The 19,887-nt window shown below is 73.9% G+C and carries 15 protein-coding genes; 7 read left to right on the forward strand and 8 right to left on the reverse strand.

From position 1 onward, the window contains the following. Positions 1-26: 26 nt before the first annotated feature. Entirely contained in the window at positions 27-659 is a 633-nt protein-coding gene (locus tag ACEQ2X_RS03895) for a hypothetical protein (RefSeq protein ID WP_370324466.1), read from the reverse strand. Further along, positions 659-3,847, reverse strand: a complete 3,189-nt coding sequence (gene ileS, locus ACEQ2X_RS03900; protein WP_370324467.1) for an isoleucine--tRNA ligase — start codon at positions 3,845-3,847, stop codon at positions 659-661. Before ileS ends, ACEQ2X_RS03895 begins: the two co-directional genes overlap by 1 nt. A gap of 74 nt (positions 3,848-3,921) precedes the next feature. Here ileS and ACEQ2X_RS03905 point away from each other — a divergent pair, with 74 nt between their 5' ends. Genes ACEQ2X_RS03905 through ACEQ2X_RS03915 form a run of 3 tightly spaced genes read left to right on the forward strand, consistent with a single transcriptional unit; the run spans position 3,922 to position 8,836 of the window. After that, a complete protein-coding gene (locus ACEQ2X_RS03905; RefSeq protein ID WP_370324468.1) occupies positions 3,922-7,206 on the forward strand; it encodes a cell wall-binding repeat-containing protein in 3,285 nt (1,094 codons plus the stop codon). A gap of 29 nt (positions 7,207-7,235) precedes the next feature. Next, complete coding sequence (lspA, locus tag ACEQ2X_RS03910) at positions 7,236-7,865, forward strand: signal peptidase II (RefSeq protein ID WP_370324469.1); 630 nt, start codon at positions 7,236-7,238, stop codon at positions 7,863-7,865. An 11-nt stretch (positions 7,866-7,876) separates the two neighbouring features. After that, positions 7,877-8,836, forward strand: coding sequence for an RluA family pseudouridine synthase (locus ACEQ2X_RS03915; RefSeq protein WP_370324470.1), 960 nt, complete (start codon positions 7,877-7,879; stop codon positions 8,834-8,836). Here the strand turns inward: ACEQ2X_RS03915 and ACEQ2X_RS03920 are convergent. Continuing rightward, positions 8,821-9,060 (reverse strand): hypothetical protein, encoded by a 240-nt coding sequence (locus tag ACEQ2X_RS03920; protein ID WP_370324471.1) that lies wholly within the window; start codon positions 9,058-9,060, stop codon positions 8,821-8,823. The genes ACEQ2X_RS03915 and ACEQ2X_RS03920 overlap by 16 nt on opposite strands. Positions 9,061-9,144: 84 nt before the next feature. Here ACEQ2X_RS03920 and ACEQ2X_RS03925 point away from each other — a divergent pair, with 84 nt between their 5' ends. Beyond that, a complete protein-coding gene (locus ACEQ2X_RS03925) occupies positions 9,145-9,909 on the forward strand; it encodes a trans-aconitate 2-methyltransferase (protein ID WP_370324472.1) in 765 nt (254 codons plus the stop codon). A 9-nt stretch (positions 9,910-9,918) separates the two neighbouring features. Here ACEQ2X_RS03925 and ACEQ2X_RS03930 read toward each other — a convergent pair whose 3' ends face one another. Beyond that, positions 9,919-11,325: a DUF3179 domain-containing (seleno)protein gene (locus ACEQ2X_RS03930; RefSeq protein WP_370324473.1), complete on the reverse strand. Its 1,407-nt coding sequence runs from the start codon at positions 11,323-11,325 to the stop codon at positions 9,919-9,921. 1,247 nt (positions 11,326-12,572) lie between these two features. Between ACEQ2X_RS03930 and ACEQ2X_RS03935 the strand changes: the two genes are divergently transcribed. Then, positions 12,573-14,609, forward strand: a complete 2,037-nt coding sequence (locus ACEQ2X_RS03935) for a cell wall-binding repeat-containing protein (protein WP_370324474.1) — start codon at positions 12,573-12,575, stop codon at positions 14,607-14,609. A gap of 33 nt (positions 14,610-14,642) precedes the next feature. Here ACEQ2X_RS03935 and ACEQ2X_RS03940 read toward each other — a convergent pair whose 3' ends face one another. From ACEQ2X_RS03940 to ACEQ2X_RS03950, 3 genes are read right to left on the reverse strand one after another with little or no spacing between them, the layout of a single operon-like run. Next, the gene (locus tag ACEQ2X_RS03940) at positions 14,643-14,846 is read right to left on the reverse strand and encodes a hypothetical protein (protein ID WP_370324475.1); all 204 of its coding nucleotides are present in this window, start codon (positions 14,844-14,846) and stop codon (positions 14,643-14,645) included. After that, entirely contained in the window at positions 14,843-16,153 is a 1,311-nt protein-coding gene (locus ACEQ2X_RS03945) for an MFS transporter (RefSeq protein WP_370324476.1), read from the reverse strand. Before ACEQ2X_RS03945 ends, ACEQ2X_RS03940 begins: the two co-directional genes overlap by 4 nt. Next, entirely contained in the window at positions 16,150-16,761 is a 612-nt protein-coding gene (locus ACEQ2X_RS03950) for an ArsR/SmtB family transcription factor (protein ID WP_370324477.1), read from the reverse strand. Before ACEQ2X_RS03950 ends, ACEQ2X_RS03945 begins: the two co-directional genes overlap by 4 nt. Positions 16,762-16,927: 166 nt before the next feature. On the opposite strand from ACEQ2X_RS03950, the gene ACEQ2X_RS03955 reads away from it, so the two are divergent. Next, positions 16,928-17,368, forward strand: a complete 441-nt coding sequence (locus ACEQ2X_RS03955; RefSeq protein ID WP_370324478.1) for a hypothetical protein — start codon at positions 16,928-16,930, stop codon at positions 17,366-17,368. Between the two features lie 4 nt (positions 17,369-17,372). Here ACEQ2X_RS03955 and ACEQ2X_RS03960 read toward each other — a convergent pair whose 3' ends face one another. Then, positions 17,373-18,512, reverse strand: coding sequence for a glutathione-independent formaldehyde dehydrogenase (locus ACEQ2X_RS03960; protein ID WP_370324479.1), 1,140 nt, complete (start codon positions 18,510-18,512; stop codon positions 17,373-17,375). 65 nt (positions 18,513-18,577) lie between these two features. Between ACEQ2X_RS03960 and ACEQ2X_RS03965 the strand changes: the two genes are divergently transcribed. Continuing rightward, positions 18,578-19,882 carry a heterocycloanthracin/sonorensin family bacteriocin gene (locus ACEQ2X_RS03965; RefSeq protein WP_370324480.1) on the forward strand — a complete coding sequence of 435 codons (1,305 nt, stop codon included), beginning with the start codon at positions 18,578-18,580 and terminating at the stop codon, positions 19,880-19,882. Positions 19,883-19,887: the final 5 nt, after the last annotated feature.

A 19,887-nucleotide genomic window follows, 5' to 3' on the forward strand; every position in this document is an offset into this window, starting at 1 on the left:
CCGGCCTAGGCCCGGACCTGCCCCGGTCAGGCCCCCCGCGCGCGACGGCCGGCGATCCTGGCCGCCCGCTCCATCGGGTGGCGGGGGTAGCCGTAGCGGGCCAGCAGGTACCAGTAGAGGGGTCCCATCAGCGGGCCGAGCCGCTCGGCCTGGCGGGTGTGCGCCAGCTCGTGGGCCATCAGCACCGGTGAGGGGTCCGCACGGGCGATGACGACGTGGCCCAGCGTGGTCGCGGCGAACCGCCGTCGTGCCAGCAGGGCACCGGGCAGACCGCCGGCGTCGGCGAACAGCAGCACGCCGTCGCGGACGCGGGGTCGCCGCAGGGTCAACAGCCCCACCACCAGCCCGCCGAAGGTCGCGGGAGCCGCCCACACGTAGGCCAGGACCCGCCCCAGCCGCGTGCGCGGCGCCGGCGGCGTCCACCCGGCCAGGGCGCGCACCCACGGCGGTTCGTCGGGCCGGGCGACCAGGTGGGCGTCCGGTGTCGCCCCGAGCGACGCCCGCGGCCGGTCGAGCGGGATGGCGGCGCCGCTCAGGTCCGCGGGCTCGACCACCGGCTCGTCGGCGGGCGCCGGCCGGGTCCGCAGCCAGGCACCCACGGCGACGACGGCACCGAAGGTCGCGGCGCCGCCGACGATCGTCCGCGCGCCACGGCGCACTAGGCGACCTCCAGCCGCACCCGGGCCGCGTGGCCGCCGACCTCCACGAACGCCCCGCCGCTCGCCGGCCCGTCGGCGATGCCGGTCGCCAGCACCTCGCGGCAGATGGCCGTCCGGTGGTCGGCCACGGCCTGCTTCAGCCGGCCATCCGCCGCCACCTCCACCCGGATCCGGTCGCTGAGCTCGAGGCCCTGGCGCTTGCGCAGGTCGTTGACGGTCCGGATCAGCTCGCGGGCCAGGCCCTCGCGCCGCAGCGCCTCGTCGACGGTGAGGTCCAGTGCGACGGTGACCCCCGCGTCGGTCGCGACCTGCCACCCCTCTCGCGACTCCTCGACCACCTGCACCATGGTCCCGGTCACCTCGACGGTGGAGCCGTCGGGCAGCGCGAGCGCCAGCGGCTCGCCGCCCCGCAGCCGCGGCACGGCGGTTGCGGGATCGGCGTCGCCGATGGCGGCGGCGACGTCGGGCGTCCGGGAGCCGAAGGCCCGCCCGAGCTCGCGGAAGTCCGGCTTGAGGCGGTACGTGACCGTCCCGCCGCCCTCGGAGAGCTCGATCGACTTGACGTTGAGCTCCTCGGCGACCACCTCGGCCACCGCCGCCCACCCCGCGGCGTCGGGCAGGTGCACCAGGGCGCGGGGGAGCGGTTGGCGGACGCCGATCTGCGCCTCGTTGCGCGCTCGCAGGCCGAGGGTCGTGACCTGCCGGGCCCCCGCCATCGCCGCGCGCAGGTCGGGGTCCTCCGCCAGCGGGTCGGGCCGCGGGAAGTCGAGGAGGTGGACGCTGTCCGGCGCGTCGTCGTCGACGCTGCGAACCAGGTCGTCGTACAGCGCCTCGGCCAGGAACGGGGTGAACGGCGCCAGCAGGGCGGCCAGGGTGACGAGGCACTCGTGGAGGGTCCAGAACGCCGCGTCGGCGTCCCCGGCGCGCTCGTCGTCGACGTTCCAGAACCGCTGCCGGCTGCGGCGGATGTACCAGTTGCTCAGCCCGTCGACGAACGCCTCGAGCGCCTGGCCGGCGGTGGTCGCGTCGTAGCCCTCGAGGGCGGTGTCGACGGTGCGGACGAGCGCGGCGAGCTCGCTGAGGACCCAGCGGTCCATCACGGGCCGTTCCGCCACGGGCGGACGTGGGCCGAGGGGTGCCCACCCCTCCATCCGCGCGTAGGTGGTGAAGAACACGTGGGTGTTCCAGATGGTGAGGAAGAAGCGGCGGACGACGTCCTCGACCGGCTCGTGGCCGACGCGGCGGTTCACCCACGGCGACCCGTCTGTCAGGAGCAGCCAGCGCAGCGGGTCGGCGCCGTGGCGGTCGATGACCTCCCAGGGGGACAGGATGTTCCCCAGCGACTTCGACATCTTCTTGCCGTCGGCGTCGACGATGTGCCCGAGGCACAGCACCGTCCGGTAGGCGCCCGCGTCGAACAGCAGGGTGGCCTCGGCCATCTGGGAGTAGAACCACCCGCGGGTCTGGTCGATCGCCTCGCAGATGTAGTCCGCGGGGAACCGCTCGGCGAAGGTCTGCTCCGACCCGGGCGCGTAGGGGTAGCCGAACTGCGCGAACGGCATCGCGCCGGAGTCGTACCAGGCGTCGATCACGTCCGGGACCCGGTGCATCGTCCCGTCGCAGGTCGCACGGGGGCAGGCGAAGGTGATGTCGTCCACGAACGGCCGGTGCGGGTCGAGCGCCGACAGGTCGCGGTCGGCGAGGTCGCCGAGCTCCGCGAGCGATCCGACGGCCACGTCGTGACCCCGCGGGTCACCGTCCACCGGCGCCGCGCCGGCCGTCGAGCAGCGCCACAGCGGCAGCGGCGTGCCCCAGTACCGCGACCGGGACAGCGCCCAGTCGACGTTGTGCTCGAGCCAGTCGCCGTACCGGCCGTCCCGGATGTGGGCGGGGTGCCAGTCGGTGTCCGCGTTCACCGCGAGGAGGCGGTCCTTGTGCCGGCTGGTCGCGATGTACCAGGACGGCTTGGCGTAGTACAGCAGCGGCGACCCGCACCGCCAGCAGAACGGGTAGGTGTGCCGGTAGGTGCCCGCCGAGATCAGCAGCCCGCGGTCCCGCAGGTCGGCGATGATGTCGTCGTCGGCGTCCTTCACGAACCGTCCCGCGAAGGGCGGGACGGCGTCGGTGAACCGGCCCTCGAGGTCGACGGGGTTCAGCACCTCGACGCCCTCGGCCAGCCCGACGGCGTGGTCGTCGGCGCCGAAGGCTGGCGCCAGGTGGACCAGCCCGGTGCCGTCGTCGGTCGTCACGAACCCCGCGGTGACGACGTAGCGGAAGTCGCCCTCAGCGGGGCGCACGAACTCGAACGGCCCCCGGTAGTGCACGCCGACGAGCTCGTCGACGGCGACGTCGCGGTGGATCACCGCCCCCTCGCCCAGCACCGCCGCGACCAGGTCCGCGGCCACGACGACGGGGTGGTCGTCACCGGGCGCCTGGGCGAGGACGTAGCGGATCCGCTCGCCGACCGCGACGAAGGTGTTCGAGATCAGCGTCCACGGGGTCGTCGTCCAGATCGCGAGGGACGCGCCGGCCTCCGCGAGCGGCCCCTCGAGCACGGGCATGCGGACCACGACCGACGGGTCCTCCGCCTCGGCGTAGCCGAGCGCCACCTCGTGGTCGCTGAGCGACGTGCCGCACCGGCCGCAGTGGGGGACGACCTTGTGGCCCTCGTACAGCAGCCCGCCGTCCCAGAGCTGCTTGAGGGACCACCAGACGCTCTCGATGTACGACGTCGACATCGTCCAGTAGGCGTCGTCGGTGTCGACCCAGAACCCGATCCGCTCGGTCAGGCGGACCCACTCGTCGACGTACCGCTCGACCGACTCGCGGCACAGCTGGTTGAACGCCTCGACCCCGTGGTCCTCGATCTGCTGCTTGTGGGTGAAGCCGAGCTGCTTCTCCACCTCGAGCTCGACGGGGATGCCGTGGCAGTCCCAGCCGGCCTTCCGCGGCACCCGGTAGCCCTTCATCGTGCGGTACCGCGGGAAGATGTCCTTGAACACCCGCGCCTCGACGTGGTGCACGCCGGGCCGGCCGTTCGCCGTCGGCGGGCCCTCGTTGAAGCTGAAGAGGGGACCCTCCGCGCGCGCGGCGAGGGTCCGGGCGAACGTGCCCTCGGCGCGCCACCGCTCGGCGATGGCGGCTTCCCTCGCGGGGAGGTCGGGCTGGGCGTCGACGGGTGGGAACACGCGGCGATCCTATCCCCGGCGCGGCCGGTCCCCGGTGTGGCACGATGCCACCACACGACACCACGGGGGGACACATGCCGCACGCACCGCAGCCGACCGGACCGGGGACGACCGAGCCCGACGTGATCGAGCGACGGGGGGTCCGGGGACTCGGTCCCGCGGCGCTCGCCGTCGCCACCGCGCTCGCGCTGGTCGCCGCGCTGCTCGTCGTCGGAGGCGCCGGGCGCGCCAACGCGATGGACGAGGCCGCGTACCGCCGCGCCCACGTCGCGGAGGTGCAGCGCACCTACAGCGCCGGGGTGGTGTCCAGCCGCGACGGGGCCGTCCACCGGCCCGACGGGTTGGACGTCCCGGGCCTGCTCGACGCGGTCGCCGACCGGGCCGACCCGCGCACCTTCGCCGCCGCTGCCGTCGTGGCCGCGGAGCGGGCCGGTCTGACGGCGGCCGCGACGTCCTCGTCGTCCGGCGCCCCCGGGGCCGATGGCGCCACCTCCTTCCAGCAGACGCCGTTCCCGCAGCCGACGGTGGGGTACGGCCCCGGCATCTACGGCGGCTGCTGCGGCTCCCCCACGGTGGTCGTCGGCGACCTCACCGGCGACGGGCTCGCCGACGTGGTGCGCTGGGACGTCGAGGAGCCCGACGCAGTCGGCGGAGGGGGCGAGGCGTCGGAGGGTGAGGGTGCCGACGAGCCGGCGGCGCCGCGGGTGACCGCCACGATCTCCGCGGTGCGCGGCGTCGACGGCGAGCCGGTGTGGACCACCGCCCGCGGCGACCTGCTGCCCTGGACGGGAGTGGTGCTGCAGCCGGTCGGGGACCTGACCGCCGACGGCACCGCCGACCTGCTGGTCAGCATCCAGCGCTTCGACGAGGTGCCCACCGGCGGGTGCGGGTCGACCAGCTGCTCCCACTCCGAGCGGTTCACCTGGGACGTCGAGCTGCTCGAGGGCCGGGACGGCACGACGGTCTGGCGCACGTCCTACGAGGGCTCGTCGACCTACTCCGAGGACTTCGACCCGCCGGGCTTCTCATACGAGAGCAGCACGACCAACGCCTTCATCCCCCTCCAGCCCCTCGGGGACCTCACCGGTGACGGGCGGGGCGAGGTCCTCGCGACCCTCACCACCGAGGCGGGCCGCAGCACCCACACCGTCGAGGGCAGCTACCCCGACGCGATCACCGAGACCGCGCGGTCCTCGGGCAGCGCCTCCACCGAGCTGCAGGTCCTCGACGGGGCGGACGGCTCCGTCGTCGACACGATCACCCAGCCCGAGGACGACGCGGTCCGCAGCGCCCAGGTCGTCGGCGACGTCTCCGGCGACGGGTTCCGCGACCTGCTGGTCACCGAGCGGCAGCTGTCCTCGTCCGAGCGGGTCTGCACGACCGAGGGCACGCAGCGGACCTGCACCGAGGAGGGCACCCGCGGCGGGCTCGGCGTGTCGGTCCACCACACCGACGACCTGTCCGTGGCGTGGGAGGCCGCCTTCCCCCTCGAGCTCGGCTGGGCGACGAGCCCCGGCGACCTCGACGGCGACGGGACCCCCGACGTGGTGGTGGAGGCCTCCACCGCGGCGGAGCAGACCGTCGTGGCCGCGCTCGACGGCCAGGACGGCGAGGAGATGTGGACGCGCGTCGGCGACAGCGACACGGGTCGGGGCGGACCCGTCGCCTTCACCCCCCTCGACGCCGACGACGCCCTCGACGTCCTCCTGGTCGAGGTGGACTGGCGCACCTCGTCGGCCGTGACGATCCTGCGCGTCGACGGCGCCACGGGCGACCTGCTCGGCGAGTCGACGACGGCCGTCGACGTCGACGAGGGCACCTATGCCTACCTCACCGCCACCACGGCCGGCGACGCCGACGGCGACGGCAGCGTCGACGTGATGATCATCGCCGAGCGCGAGGACCCCGAGGTCGGCTACCGGATCGAGGCGACGGTCGAGTCCGGGCGAACCGGCGAGGTGCTCGTCCAGCTGCCCGCGACCCGCGGGTACGCCGACTACCCCCAGCCCGTCGGCGACCTCGACGGGGACGGCGGCAGCGACGCGGTGTACACCGAGTACCCCGAGGGCGGGGTCAGCGAGACCCCCGCACCGCCGAGCCCGACCGTCACCGCACAGCCGACCGCGACCGCACAGCCGGGCGCGACCGAGACCGCCGAGCCGGCCCAGCCCGACGTGGTCACCCGCGCGGTCCGGCTGCGCGACGGGTCGGTCGTGTGGGAGCGGGTCGGCATCGGCGAGCCGTACGGGTACAGCCCGACCACCGGTCGCCTGACCGACGGGCCCGGGACCGACCTGCTGCTCCACACCTACGTCGACGTCCCCCTCGGGTTCCGCCCGGTGACGCTGGCCCTCGACGGCGTCGACGGCGCCACCCTGTGGCAGGCGCCGCCGCCACCGGAGGTCCGCCGCGTCGCCGCCGGCGAGCGGATCGGCACGGCCGTCGCGGTCTCCGCCGCGACGCACGACAGCGCCGACACCGTCGTCCTGGCCCGCGCGGACCGGTTCCCCGACGCGCTGGCCGGCGGGCCGCTCGCGGCCGCGCTCGGCGGGCCGCTGCTGCTGACCGGGTCCGCGGGCCTGGATGCGCAGACGTCCGCCGAGCTGCTGCGCCTCGGCGCGGCCACCGTGATCCTGCTCGGCGGCGAGGACGCGCTGTCGGGCCAGGTCGCCGCCGACGTCGCCACCCTCGGCATGGCCGCCGAGCGGATCGCGGGCGGCGACCGGTACGCCACCGCCGCCGCGGTCGCCGACCGGGTCGCGGCCGCGGCCGGCGCGGCCCTCGACCGGGTCGCGATCGCAGCCGGCGGGTCGGGCGATGCCGCGGAGGGGTGGAGCGACGCGATCCTCGCGTCGGCGTACGGCGCCGGCACCGCCGTGCCGCTCGTGCTGGTCGCCGCGGATGCGGTGCCCGACGCCACGGCCGAGGTCCTCACCCGCCTGGCGCCGACGGACTACCTGACGCTCGTCGGGGACGGCGCGGCGATCACGGCCGAGACCGAGCAGCAGCTCCGCGACCTGCTCGACATCGAGACGATCCGCCTGGCGAGCGACACCCCGACGATCACGTCGGTCATGGTCGCCGACTTCGCGCTCCGCGAGGGCGCTGATGCCTCGTCGGTGTGGGTGGCGACCGCGTCGCAGTTCCCCGACGCGCTGGCGGCCACCGCCGCGGTGGGGTCGACCGGTGGGGTGCTGCTGCTCGTCGACCCCGACGACCCGAACCCCGAGGTCGTCAGGCGGTTCCTCCGCCGCTGGTTCACCGCCGTCGAGTCGGTGACGCTGGTCGGCGGCCCCGCCGCCGTCCCCGCGACGACCGAGGACGCCCTGTCCGCGGGGTTCGGGGGTCCGGGCTCGTGACCTGAGCCGCGTGGCAGACTCGACGGTCGATGGACGCCCGGAGCAGACTCGTGTACGCCACCACCGCGGTGGTCGCCGTCGTGTGGGTCGTCCTCGACCAGGCCACGAAGATGGCGGCGGTCCGGACCTACTCGACCCAACCGCCTGACGACCTCGGCCCGCTGGTGCTGCGCCTCATCTACAACGAGGGCGGGGCGTTCAGCCTGCCGATCGAGCTGCCGTGGCTGTTCGTCGCGGTGACCGTCCTGGTCTGCGTGCTGGTCGCCCGCGCGCTGCCGGACACCCACTCGCTCGGGCTGGCCACCGCCTACGGCCTGGTGGTCGGCGGGGCGATCGGCAACGCCGCAGACCGGATCTTCCGCGACGGCGCGGTCGTCGACATGCTCGACCTCGACTTCCCGCCGCTCGAGTCCTTCCCCGTGTTCAACGTCGCCGACATCGGCATCACCGTCGGCGCGGTCGCGGTGGCGGTGCTGATGTTCCTCGCGGAGCGCCGCGCGGTGACCGGCCAGGACCGCGCGGTGCTGGACGACACCGATGCCGCCGCGTCGCCCGAGGGCGATCGACCCCGCGACGAGGCACCGGCCGAGGCCGCGGCGACCACGACGTCCCGGTCCACGCCGGCCCGGTCCGGCGGCGACGAGCCGGCCGGGGCCTGAGCCTCCACGACATGGCCGACGAGCCGACGGGCAGCGGGGAGCTGCTGCGCCGCCGCGCCGGCGACGCCGACGCCGGGACCCGTCTCGACGTCGCCCTGGCGGGCTGGCTGGAGGAGTCCCGCTCGCGGGCGCAGCGGCGGATCGAGGCGGATCAGGTCACCGTCGACGGGGCCGCCGCGGTCAAGTCCGCGGCGCTCGAACCCGGGCAGGAGGTCGTCGTGGCCGCCCCGCCACCCGAGGTGCGACCGACCCCGCCGCCGGTGGACGTGCGCTGGGCCGACGAGCACCTCGCCGTCGTCGTCAAGCCCGCCGACCTGGTCGTCCACCACGGCGCGGGGGTGCGCGGCGCGACCCTGGTCGAGTCCCTCCAAGCCCAGGGGGTGCCCCTCGCCGCCGGCGACGCGGGCTCGCCCGACCCCGACCGGCCCGGGATCGTCCACCGGCTGGACCGCGGGACCAGCGGCCTCCTCGTCGTCGCCTCCTCGCCCGAGGCGTTGCGCGCGCTGAAGGCGACCTTCGCGGCCCACGACGTCGAGCGGGAGTACTGGGCGCTGGTCGAGGGCCACCCCGAGCCGCCGGTCGCCACGATCGACGCGCCGATCGTCCGGTCCACGTCGAACCGGACGGCGTTCACGACCGGTGACTCCGGACGCCAGGCCATCACGCACTACACGACGATCGCGGTGCACGATGGCACCGCGGAGCTCGAGGTCCGCCTCGAGACCGGGCGGACCCACCAGGTCCGCGTGCACCTCCGCGCGATCGGCCGTCCGGTCGCCGGCGACGTGCTCTACGGCGCGACGCCGGCGGTCTCGCGCCGCCTGGGCCTGGGGCGCCAGGCGCTGCACGCCCGGCGGCTCGCGTTCGACCACCCGGTCACGGGCGAGCGGATCGACCTGACCGAGCCCCTCCCCCCGGATCTCGAGGCCGCGCGGGACCGGGCCCGGGGCGGGGCTCAGACCGGCCCGTAGCTGTTGCCCTCGAGCGCCGGGCGGAGCCCGCTGACCGCCATGCAGTCCTCGCAGAGCTTGCCCATGTCGACGTTCTCGTGGTGCACCAGCTTCAGCACGCCGGCCCGACCGCAGTCGGTCCGACCCTCTGCCGCACCGATGTCCATGCCGCCGACCGAGCTCGCATCGGCGTGGTGGATGTGCGTGCGGTCGTCGTCGAGCCAGACGCGGATCTTCGTACCCATGCAGAACCCCTACCCGGTCCGGTGGTCCGTACCCTTGGACGGACGACCGACGGGCTCATCGACACCGCAGGGAGGCGACGTGCCATGTGGGACCCCACGAGCTACCTGCGCTTCACCGACCACCGCGAGCGGCCGTTCGCCGAGCTGCTCGCACGCGTGGGCGCCGTGTCGCCCCGCCGCGTGGTCGACCTGGGCTGCGGGCCGGGGACGCTGACCCCGCGCCTGGCCGAGCGCTGGCCGGACGCGGTGGTCGAGGCGATCGACTCGTCACCCGAGATGGTCGCCGCCGCGCGGGACCGCGGCGTCGACGCGCAGGTGGTCGACGTGGCGGACTGGCGACCGTCGGCGGACGTCGACGTGGTCGTGAGCAACGCCGTCCTGCAGTGGGTCGACGGACACGACGAGCTGCTCCGCGGGTGGGTGGCGGCGCTGGGGGAGGGGGCGTGGCTCGCGGTCCAGGTGCCGAGCAACTTCCATCGCCCCTCCCACGCCCTGGTGCGGGAGCTCGCCGCGTCGTCGCGCTGGGCTGACGCGCTGGCCGGCGTGCGCCTGCGGGGGCCGGATGCGGTGCTCACCCCGGAGGGCTATGCCGACCTGCTGGCCGACGCCGGTGCACGCATCGTGGACGTGTGGCAGACCACGTACGTCCAGCCGATGACCGGGGAGGACCCGGTGCTCGAGTGGATCAGCGGGACCGCCCTCCGCCCGATCCGGCAGGCGCTGGACGACGACGCCTGGGCGGCGTTCCGCGGCGAGCTGGCACCGCTGCTGCGCGACGCCTACCCCTCCCGGGGCGACGGGATCACCTGGTTCCCGTTCGACCGGACCTTCGCGGTCGCCAGGGTCTGATCGGTCTGATCAGGGCGCCCACAGCAGCGTGTCGGGGTGGAACTGGCTCCACGCGAACCAGAACGCCTGGTGGCTGGCGATCGGCTCCCCGTCGAGGGTCGCGGTCAGCCCGCCGGCGTCCGGGAGGAGGTGGACGCCGGCGAGGCTGACCTCCTCTCCGGCGTCGAGGGCTGCGAGCGCCTCGTCGGCGGGGAAGGCCACGGGGGTGCCGTCGGCGAGGATGACCCCGAGGACCTGGTCGTGGACGCCGAGCCGGTCGTCGCGGTCGCCGATCGGGAAGATCGGTCCGTCGTCGTCACGGCCGCCCAGCGGGTCGAGGTCGTAGGACCGGCCGATCCCGCCGTCCTCGGCCACGATCGTGGTGTCGGGATGGGCGTCGCGCCACTCCGCCCAGGTGGTGGTCACGACGGTCGCCTGCTCGAGCTGGGTGCCGGCGTCGTGCAGCGGGCCGCTGACCGCGCGGCCGGTGAAGGTGTCGAACACCGACTGCGTCGTCAGGTCGTACATCACCTTGTTGGAGCGGTGCAGCAGGCCGGAGGTCCGCATCACGATCTCACCGGTCCCGCCGCCGTCGGCGTCGGTGAAGAACACCTGCGCCGCCCCGCAGAGGGTGCAGTAGGGCATCGCGACCCGCCGCCCGCCGATGGTCGCGTTGACCATCTCGTGGACCTCCATGATGTTGCGGGGGAACGCGACGACCTCGTCGCCGATCTGGACCCCGAAGACGATCGCGTCGTCCGGGTACCAGTCGCCCTCGGAGGCCGGGGTCAGCGCCGGGTCGTCGAGGGCGGGGATGCACCCGTTCGGGCACGGGCCGGTCGCGCCGGCCGGGCGGTCGTCGATCCGCACCCCTCCCCAGGAGACCAGTCGCCAGTCGATGTCCGCGTCGGCGTCCTCGAAGAAGGGCGCCCAGCCGGGTTCGATGAAGCGGTAGATCGCGGCCTTGGTGTCGACGTAGCCGTCGAAGGCCGGCAGGTCCCACGCGATCAGGTGGTCGGTGAGGGGACCCCAGCTGAAGTCGTCCATCGCGCGCAGGTCGAGCCCGCTCAGCTCGTCTGCGGCGTCCGTCGCCGCGTCGTAGATCTCGACGTCGAAGGCGATCCGCAGCCAGTCGCTGAGCACCCACAGCACCCGCGGGTCACCGGTGTCGCCCAGGGCCCGGATGGCCGCCGGTTCGGGGTTACCGACCGAGGCGATCGAGCGGGCGACGGCCAGCGCGACCTCCTCGTCGAGGGGGCCGGTTGGGATGTCGGCCGGGGGAGGGGCGAACGTGACCGCGGCCTCGGTCGGGTCGTCGTCCGGGCCGGCGGTGGCGTCGGCGGAGGCGGTGTCGGTCGGGGAGACGGGGGAGGGGGAGCAGGCCGCCACGACCACGGCGAGCAGGGCGAGCAGGACCGCGGTCGACGCAGGGGGCATGGGTGCCACAGTCGCCTGGTGGGGGCGGGGGAGTGGTGAACAGAGTCGTACGGGGTCCTGCCGGGGTGATCGGAGCTCCTGCGGGTCGCGCGGTTCGCCCGTGGGCGCATGACGGGGCCGGTGCGGGGGGTGGCGGACGTGTGTCATCGACCCGTGGTGCGATGGCGGGAGGGGTGCGGGGGTGTGGCGGTCGTGTCATCGACCCGTGGTGCGATGGCGGGAGGGGTGCGGGGGTGTGGCGGACGCGTCATCGACCCATGGGCGCATGGCGGGAGGGATGCGGTCCCGTACACGGGTGCTCGGCTTCCCGGAGTCGTGAACAGATGCGAACGACGTCCGCCACGGCGTCCGTGAAGGTGGGCCTTGTGCTCATCGTGTGTCGAGAGCACGATCCGCCGGCCTCACCGCCCCGTCGCACCCCGCTCGGACTCGTCATGTCGATCGCACGCCCCGCCACGGCCGCTTGGGCCGCCCTGATCCTCGCCGCCGCGCTGGTCGCGGCAGTCCTGCCGTCACTGCCCGCGGGCGCGCAGACGGTGAGCTACAGCCTGGAATTGGTCAGCCTGGACGATGGTGACGAGCAGTTCACCGATGGTGCGTACGAACCGGCGGTGTCTGCAGACGGGAACGAGGTCGCCTTCGTGGTGGACGGCGCGCCAGGTGCCATTTACCTCCGCACCCGGACGGGGGGAACGGAGTTGGCCAGTCCAGAGTTGGAGGCCGGTGAATCCGCGACCACCCCTCGCATCAGCAACGACGGGCTTCGAGTCGTGTTCCGGACGACGAACTCGGGTTCGACGGGCCTCAAGTTCTTCAGCGCTGGGGCCGCCGACACGACCGACATCGATGGGTCCGAAGGGGGCGGCGCGTTCCCCGCTGGACCGGACATCAGCGGCGATGGCCGGTGGGCTGTGTTCTTGGATGACACCGACCCGACGATGACCCTCCAGCGCACCGATCTGGACGTGAACGAACTGGACGTCTCGATCCAGACGGAGATCGACGATTGCGGAGTCTCCTGTCACGTTGCAGTCGATCGGACCGGACGCTTCATCGCCGTCACGGGCATCCGCACGTCGGTGGACGACCCGCAGCCTGGGGTCTGGGTCTACGACGCAACGGATCCGATGTCGCCTGTCTCGCACCAGCCTCCCGGAGCGCAGCGGGTCGAGGCAGTGTCGATGTCGGACAACGCGCAGCACGTGGCCTACTTGGTCCATGGCGGAGGGACCTCGACCCTCTATCGGATGTCGGTCGCCGACGGCACCCCCGAACCGGTGCCGTTGCCCACCGGGTACGTGCCCCAAGGCCCCACGTCCTTGTCGGCCGATGGGCGGTTCCTGAGCTTCGTGATGTCCTGCGGCAGCTGTGGCGAGGGCTCGAACGTCTGGGTACACGACTGGTCAGCGGGGTCCGGGACCGCGCTCACCCTCGCCAGCCGCACGACGGACGGACAGCCCTCCGAGCCCGACGACTTCGCGCCGAGCTCCGCCATCAGCGACGACGGCCGCGTGGTCGTGTTCGACTCGAACGCACCGGGCTTGACGATCGACGACGGCAACGACGCCTTCGACGCCGATGTCTTCGCCGCCACCCGCTCGGTGAGCCAGCCGCCGACCCAGCCCCTCACCGTCAGCCTCGAGGACGTCGAGGTCGACGAGCAGGACGACGGGGAGACCGAGGTGCTGGTGACCGCGCGGTTGAACCGGCCCGCCGGGTTCGACGTGGACATCGACGTGGAGATCACCGACGGGTCGACCAGCCAGGGCGACGACTACACCAACCCGCCGGCCTTCGCCCAGGTGGGGAGCGGGACGATCAAGGTCCCTGCCGGCCAGACCACCGCGGACCTCGCGATCACGGTCCTCGGCGACGAGATCCCCGAGCCGGACGAGACGATGTTCGTGCAGATCACGTCCGTCGACCCCGCGACCGTCCAGATCGACCAGGACACCGCCACGGTCACGATCACCGATGACGACACCCCGACCCCTCCCACCCAGGTGCCCGGCACGACCTACGGCGACACCTGCGTCGTCGACCCGCGCGGACCCGGTCTGGTGAAGGACGTCGACGGCCTGTCCACCGCCGACCTCGCCCTCGGGATGTTCGAGTGCGTGGAGCCCGACGACGTCGACACCGTCCTGCTCGGCCGGGACGACGACTTCGCCGACTCGATGGCCTCCGGCTTCCTGCAGGGCGAGGCGCCGATGCTCCTCGTACCCAGCTCCGGCCCCCTCCCCGCCGACGTCCGGCAGCGCCTGATCGACCTCGCCCCCTCACAGGTCATCATCGTCGGCGGTACGGAGGCGATCGGCCAGGACGTGGAGGACGAGATCCGCGCCCTCGGCATCGATGTGGTCCGCCGCTCGGGCCCGACCCGGCTCGAGACCGCCGTCGACATCGCGGCCACCGACGCCACCGGCGCGACCACGGCGATCATCGCCCGCGCCTTCCCCGGCGCGGACGGTCTGGACCCGACCACGGCGTTCGCCGACTCGATCGCCGCCGGCGGCATGGCCGCGGAGCTCGGCTACCCGGTCCTGCTGACCGAGTCCGACCACCTCTCCACCCCCACCGCGAGCTTCCTGTCCACCTCCACGATCACCGACGTGCTGGTCATGGGCGGCACCGCCGCGGTCAGCGACCAGGTCGTCACCGAGCTGCAGGCCATCGTCCCCGGCACCGTCGAGCGCGTCGCCGGCGACGACCGGTTCGGCACCGCCGTCGAGGTGGCGGAGAAGCTCGGCGCGACCTCGGCCGCCGACGTCGCCAACCTCATCATGGTGGAGGGCCAGGACGAGAACGCCTGGGCGGCCGGGTTCACGGCCGCCTACGCCTCGGCGCAGCAGGACGCCCCCATCGTGCTGCTCAACGGCGACGACGTGCCCCCCGCGACCGAGGCGTTCCTCAGCCCGAACGACCCGACCTTCGCCGTGGACACCAGCCCGACGGCGGGTGCGCAGCCGCTCACCTGCGCCGCCCAGGACGCCGCCTGCTTCACCGCCCGCGCCCTGCTCGGCCTGAGCGGGACGAGGGTGACGTTCGACCCCGCGCCCCTCAGCGACGTCGACGATGGCGACGTGATCGGCATCGACGCCGACCCGGCACTGCCGCCCGACGCCGAGCTCACCGCCGCGGGGTCCTGCCTGAAGGACCCGGTGGCCGACCTCGACGACATCGTGATCCGCGACGACGCCCCCCAGCCGTGCACGGTCACGCTGACGATCAGCTACCCCGACGGGGTCGTGCAGACCGCCTCGACCGTGTACGGCGACAGCTGACCCGGCCGGACCCGCCCCCGTCCGCGACCAGCCTCAGGGCCCGTCGACGGGCGGGGGTTGGCGCCACGCCGTGCGGCCGATGGCCAGCCCGAGGACGAAGACGACGAGGGCGGAGATCCGCAGCAGCCACGGGTCCCCGGCGAAGAACGACACGGTGACCGCGACCACGGCGAGCAGGCCGAGCGCGATCGCGGTCATCGACAGGAACCGGCGACGGTTGGGGGCGGGGGTGCTCATGTCCCGGTTGTTCCCGCTCCGGCCGCCGGCACACGTGCGCCCTCCGGCCCGGCCCCCGCGTCGCCCGAGGACCGCGCCGCCAGGTACAGCGGCCCGCCCGCCGCCAGCAACGCGGCGGCCGCGACGAACGTCCACGGCAGACCGGCCGACGTGGCCAGCGCGCCGAGCAGCGGGGCCGCCACCACGCCGCCGAGGCGGCCGGCGAGGGAGTTGACGCTGACCACCGTGGCGCGGTGCCTGGCCCCGAAGTTGCGGTGCACGAGCCCGTAGTGGGCGACGTTCGCAGCGCCGTGGACGACGTAGAAGCCGAGGTAGGCGATCAGCAGGCCGGTCATCCCCGCCACCACGCCGGCAGCGAGCACCGCGAGCCCCTGCGACACCCGCGTCACCACCGCCGCGGCGACCCACGAGCCGGTCCGCCGGGCGATCCACGGCGCCGCCGACGACCCGACCCCGGAGAGGCCCCACCCGACGGTGGCGGTGATCGCGAACACCAGCACGCCGCGGTCGGCGTCGCCGAGGAGCTCGACCACCCGCGGGCCGGCGAACACCTCCACGCCGACCATGCCCGCACCCCACACCAGCTCGGCGGCGGCCAGGCCGGCGAGCGCCGCGCTCGCCCGCAGCAGCGCGGTGGACTCGGCGACCACCGCCCAGGTCCCGCGCACGGTGGCGAGCACCGCACCGACCCGCCGCCGACCGGATCGGGGCACCAGCCGCACCTCGTCCAGGAGCACCGTGATCGCGATCCCGTCGACCACCCGCAGGGCCAGGGACACGAGGATGGGCACGGCGAGGACCGGCAGCCCGTCGGGCTGGGGGAGCAGGGCGATCCCGCCGCAGGCCAGCGCCCCGACGCCGATCGCCACGCTGAGCACCACGCCGCGCAGTGCCAGGCCCCGCTCGATGTCCGCATCGGGGTCGGCGGCCTGGGCGGCGTCGACGTACCAGGAGTCGAGCGGCCCTGACTCGAGCGCCCGGTAGATCCCCTCCACGGCCCACGCGGCCAGGTACAGCGGCACGGAGGTCGCCACGGCGATCGTGGCCGTCGACACGAGGTTGCAGAGCGTCGCGACGAGCAGCACCGGCCGACGGCCGACCACGTCGGCGAGCCCGCCGGTGGGCAGCTCGAGGACGAACACCACGACCCCGCCGACCGCGGTGATCAGGCCGACCTCGGCGAGGGAGAGGCCGCGCTCCAGCGGTGCGATGGTGATCAACGGGATCAGCAGCCCTGTGGGCAGCCACCGCGTCGCCGTCAGCAGCAGGAAGCGCCGCCTGACCTGATCGGCATCCGCCGTGCTCACGACGGTCCGCCCCGGGTCGGGAACGCGTGCAGCTGGAGGATCACCTGCTCGGTTCCCGGCCGGCCCGGGTCGGCGTGGTCGCGGCGCCAGCGGAGGACGACGTCGTGCAGCTCGGCGACCAGCGCCTCGAGCTCCTCGGCGCTCAGGTGGAGCTTCGCGTCGGACAGGTTGGACGCGGCCTGCCACGCGGCGGGCCACTCGTGGCGCTGCTCGAGCCAGTCCTCGCCCAGCCGGGCGTACCCGCGGAGGTAGTGCGCGTACAGCCAGTCTGCGGCCGCCGCCGCGTCGGGGTCGTCCGCGAAGCGCTGGACGCGGTAGGAGTGGGAGTCCTGCGCCGCCCGCCACCACCGGTCGCGGCCGTCCCCGTGCTCGAGGGCATCGGCGACGAGGCCGACGTCTGCGAGCTTGCGCAGGTGGTAGCTGGTCGTCCCGGTGTTCGACCCCAGCCGCTGGGCCAGCGCCGTCGCCGTGGCCGGGCCGTGCCGGCGGAGGGCGGTCAGCAGTCGCGACCGGATCGGGTGGGCCAGGACCTTGACCTGGACGGCGTCGAGGTCGACGTGGCTGAACCCGCCGTCGCGGGGTGGGGAGGGGACCTCCGGTTCGTGCATGATCGCAGAATACTTCGGCAGAAAGGTTCTGCACAGTTGTTCTGCGGTCCTGATCGCCGACGGTGTGTTGCGACATCGTGGTCCCGGTTCCACGGTTCGCGGCCGCAGAGGCGGCAGCATCGGGACCGACGCCCTGACCGCGTGCCCCGACCCGGACGACGCCGCCATGACCCCCCCATCCCCGCCACCAGACGACGAGGCCGACGGCCTGCCGCTGCCCGTCCGGATCTACCGCGACGTCCTGAAGGCCGCCGTCCGGCTGCTCGCCAACCTGCCGGTGTCGCTGCGGGGCGACGCGCAGGACGATCTCGTCACCGTGGCCACGGCCGGGCTCGACTGGATGGGCCAGCTCGATCGGGTCCGCCTGGCCCGGACCGCCGTGGCCGACGCCGCGGACGTGCTGGCGTCGATCCCTCCCCCTCCACCAGATCCTCGCGCCGACCTGCCGCCCGGCGCCTACCACCACCCCGACTACCGCTCGATGCCGATCGACCGGCCCCCGCCATGGGTCGCGCCGAGCGCGCAGACCCCGCCCCCGCCGCCGCCGGGCAGCTGGTCACCTCCGGTGGTGGCCGCCCCACCGGGGAGCGGCCACCGCACCTGGTAGGCGATCAGGCGGCCGGGTCGAGGACGACCTTGGTGTAGCCCTCCTCGCGCTTGTCGAACCGCTCGTAGGCGTCCGGCGCCTCGGCCAGCGGCACGCGCTTGGACACCACGAAGCTCGGGGTCGCCCGGCCGGCGACGATCAGGTCCCGCAGCTCGCGGTTGTAGGACTTGACGTCCGCCTGCCCGGTCCCCATCGACAGGCCCTTCTCGAAGAACGAGCCGACCTCGAACAGCAGACGTCCCTCGGCGGCCTCCTCGGTGGGGGCGCCCGGGTCGGACGGGACGTACAGGCCGACGACGCCGAGACGGCCGGTCGCCCGCGTCGATCCGACCAGGTTGTTCAGGACCATGGCCGGGACCTCGTCGGTGTCCTCGCCCGTCTGGGCCTGGTAGCCGACCGCGTCGATGCCCTTGTCCGTCCCGCCGTCCGTGGCGTCGAGGATGAACTCGACCGGATCGACCCGGCCGAAGTCGACGGGGACGGCGCCGGAGTGCTCCTCGGCCATCGCGAGGCGCTCGGCCACCTTGTCGACCATGAAGATCTGCGACGCGCCGCGCAGCATCGCGGAGTACGCCGCCATCTGACCGACCGGACCCGCCCCGTACACCGCGACGGTGTCCCCGGGGCTGACGTCGGCCAGCTCGGTCGCGTGGTAGCCGGTCGGGAAGATGTCGGCCAGCATCGCGAAGTCGTGCTCGTGGTCGTCGCCCGCGGGCAGGCGCAGGGCGTTGAAGTCCGCGAAGGGGACGCGGAGGTACTCCGCCTGCCCGCCCCGGTACGGGCCCATGGACACGTAGCCGTAGGCCCCACCGGCGAACCCCTCGTTCACCGTCAGGCAGAAGCCCGTCTTGCCGTCCTCGCAGTTCTTGCAGAACCCGCAGGCCACGTTGAACGGCATCACGACCCGATCGCCGACGGACAGGTCCGCCACGCCGTCGCCGACCGCTTCGACGACCCCCATGTTCTCGTGGCCGAAGACGATGCCGGGCTCGGCGCCGGTCCGCCCCTCGTACATGTGCAGGTCGGACCCGCAGATCGCCGTCGACGTGATGCGGACGATCGCGTCGGTCGGCGCCTCGATGGCGGGGTCGTCGACCTCCTCGACCGAGACGTCGTACGCGCCGTTGTAGACCAGTGCCCTCATGATGTGCCTCGCTCCGTGTGTGTCGTGTACCCATTCGCTATCCGGAGGCTGGAGCCGCTGAACGCGTGGACACGGTCACGCAGGGCGCGCTGCGGTGGGCCTACCGCACCGCGTCGACCGGGTCTACGCTCCGCGGGTTCGCGCCCGGGCACCCGGGGCGCCGGGTGTCGGAGGTGGCCGTGGTCTTCGGACGGGTCGCGCAGTTCGTCAAGGTCGTCAAGGGCTTCCCCGAGCAGGCCCGGGTCCTGCAGGAGCAGGCGCTCGCGATGCACGAGGCCCAACAGCAGGCCCAGCACCACGGCCACCACGGCCATCAGGCGGCCCACGACCAGGGCGGGGGAGGAGGGGGCGCCGCGCCGTCGTTCGACCCGACGAGCTGGCTGCTGCCACCCTCGGAGTTCGTCAAGCGGGGGACCTGCACGTCGTGCGGTGCGCCGAAGGAGCTGCCGACGGTCCGGGAGTACCTCTACTGCGACTTCTGCGGCCAGCTGACGGACTACGACCTCCGCCGGGCGCAGGAGGCGGGACTCCGCGCGCCGACCAGCCAGACCTTCGCGCAGGTCGCGAACGAGCTGACGCCCCAGGCCGATCGGGCGCGGGACGCCGGTGACCGGCAGGGGTACGCGGCGCTCCAGCACCGCCTGCACGTCGCCCGGGCCGAGCTGACGCCGTGGACGGTCCCGCCGCGGGCGTGGAACGACGAGGCCTACCGCCGGCGGTGGATCGACTACACCACCGCCGTGGTGGTCGCCGCTGCCTTCGACCCCTCCCAGGTGGCCCACGCCGAGCGGGTCAGGAAGGCCGCGCTTCGCGTCCAGTGGCGCGGGGGCATGGGGCTCGGGGCGTTCGGCGGCTCGATCGCGATGCTCGGCCGGATCGCCACCCACGGCCTCGACATGCAGAAGATGACGCCGAAGCTCGAGCTCGAGTCGTTCTGGCCCCTCGTGGACGCCTTCGAGGCCCAGATCGAGGACCTCCTCGGGCTGATCAGGCGCGAGGGCATCGGCGAGCTCGACCCGGACATGGGCAGCGACGAGCTCACCCGCCGCCTGGCCAAGTCGGTCATGGCCCAGGGCTGGCTGCGCCACATGGAGCCCGAGGACGGCGAGGCCTACATCGAGCGGATGGGCCTGCGCCACGAGTACCAGCGGGCGAGGGTGCACGGCGACATCCGCCACTGCGGCGGGTGCGGGCACGACGTCACCGCCCTGCCGGGGGCGACCGCGGTGGTGTGCGACGGCTGCGGCCGGCGGGTCGACCTCGCCTCGCCGCAGGCCACCTGCACGGGCTGCAACGCGGTCGTCTGCTTCATCGAGGGGGCGACGCACCTGAACTGCCCGTACTGCGCGGCGGAGATGCGCCGCGTCTGAGCGAT

This window comes from Euzebya sp. (assembly GCF_964222135.1).
GTDB lineage: Bacteria > Actinomycetota > Nitriliruptoria > Euzebyales > Euzebyaceae > Euzebya.

Coding starts and splice junctions, on each gene's coding strand:
- ACEQ2X_RS03935 (WP_370324474.1), top strand. CDS start 12,573: ATGTCGGTCGCCGACGGCACCCCCGAACCGGTGCCGTTGCCCACCGGG.
- ACEQ2X_RS03930 (WP_370324473.1), bottom strand. CDS start 11,325: ATGCCCCCTGCGTCGACCGCGGTCCTGCTCGCCCTGCTCGCCGTGGTC.
- ACEQ2X_RS03905 (WP_370324468.1), top strand. CDS start 3,922: ATGCCGCACGCACCGCAGCCGACCGGACCGGGGACGACCGAGCCCGAC.
- ACEQ2X_RS03920 (WP_370324471.1), bottom strand. CDS start 9,060: ATGGGTACGAAGATCCGCGTCTGGCTCGACGACGACCGCACGCACATC.
- lspA (WP_370324469.1), top strand. CDS start 7,236: ATGGACGCCCGGAGCAGACTCGTGTACGCCACCACCGCGGTGGTCGCC.
- ACEQ2X_RS03915 (WP_370324470.1), top strand. CDS start 7,877: ATGGCCGACGAGCCGACGGGCAGCGGGGAGCTGCTGCGCCGCCGCGCC.
- ACEQ2X_RS03950 (WP_370324477.1), bottom strand. CDS start 16,761: ATGCACGAACCGGAGGTCCCCTCCCCACCCCGCGACGGCGGGTTCAGC.
- ACEQ2X_RS03925 (WP_370324472.1), top strand. CDS start 9,145: ATGTGGGACCCCACGAGCTACCTGCGCTTCACCGACCACCGCGAGCGG.
- ACEQ2X_RS03940 (WP_370324475.1), bottom strand. CDS start 14,846: ATGAGCACCCCCGCCCCCAACCGTCGCCGGTTCCTGTCGATGACCGCG.
- ACEQ2X_RS03960 (WP_370324479.1), bottom strand. CDS start 18,512: ATGAGGGCACTGGTCTACAACGGCGCGTACGACGTCTCGGTCGAGGAG.
- ACEQ2X_RS03955 (WP_370324478.1), top strand. CDS start 16,928: ATGACCCCCCCATCCCCGCCACCAGACGACGAGGCCGACGGCCTGCCG.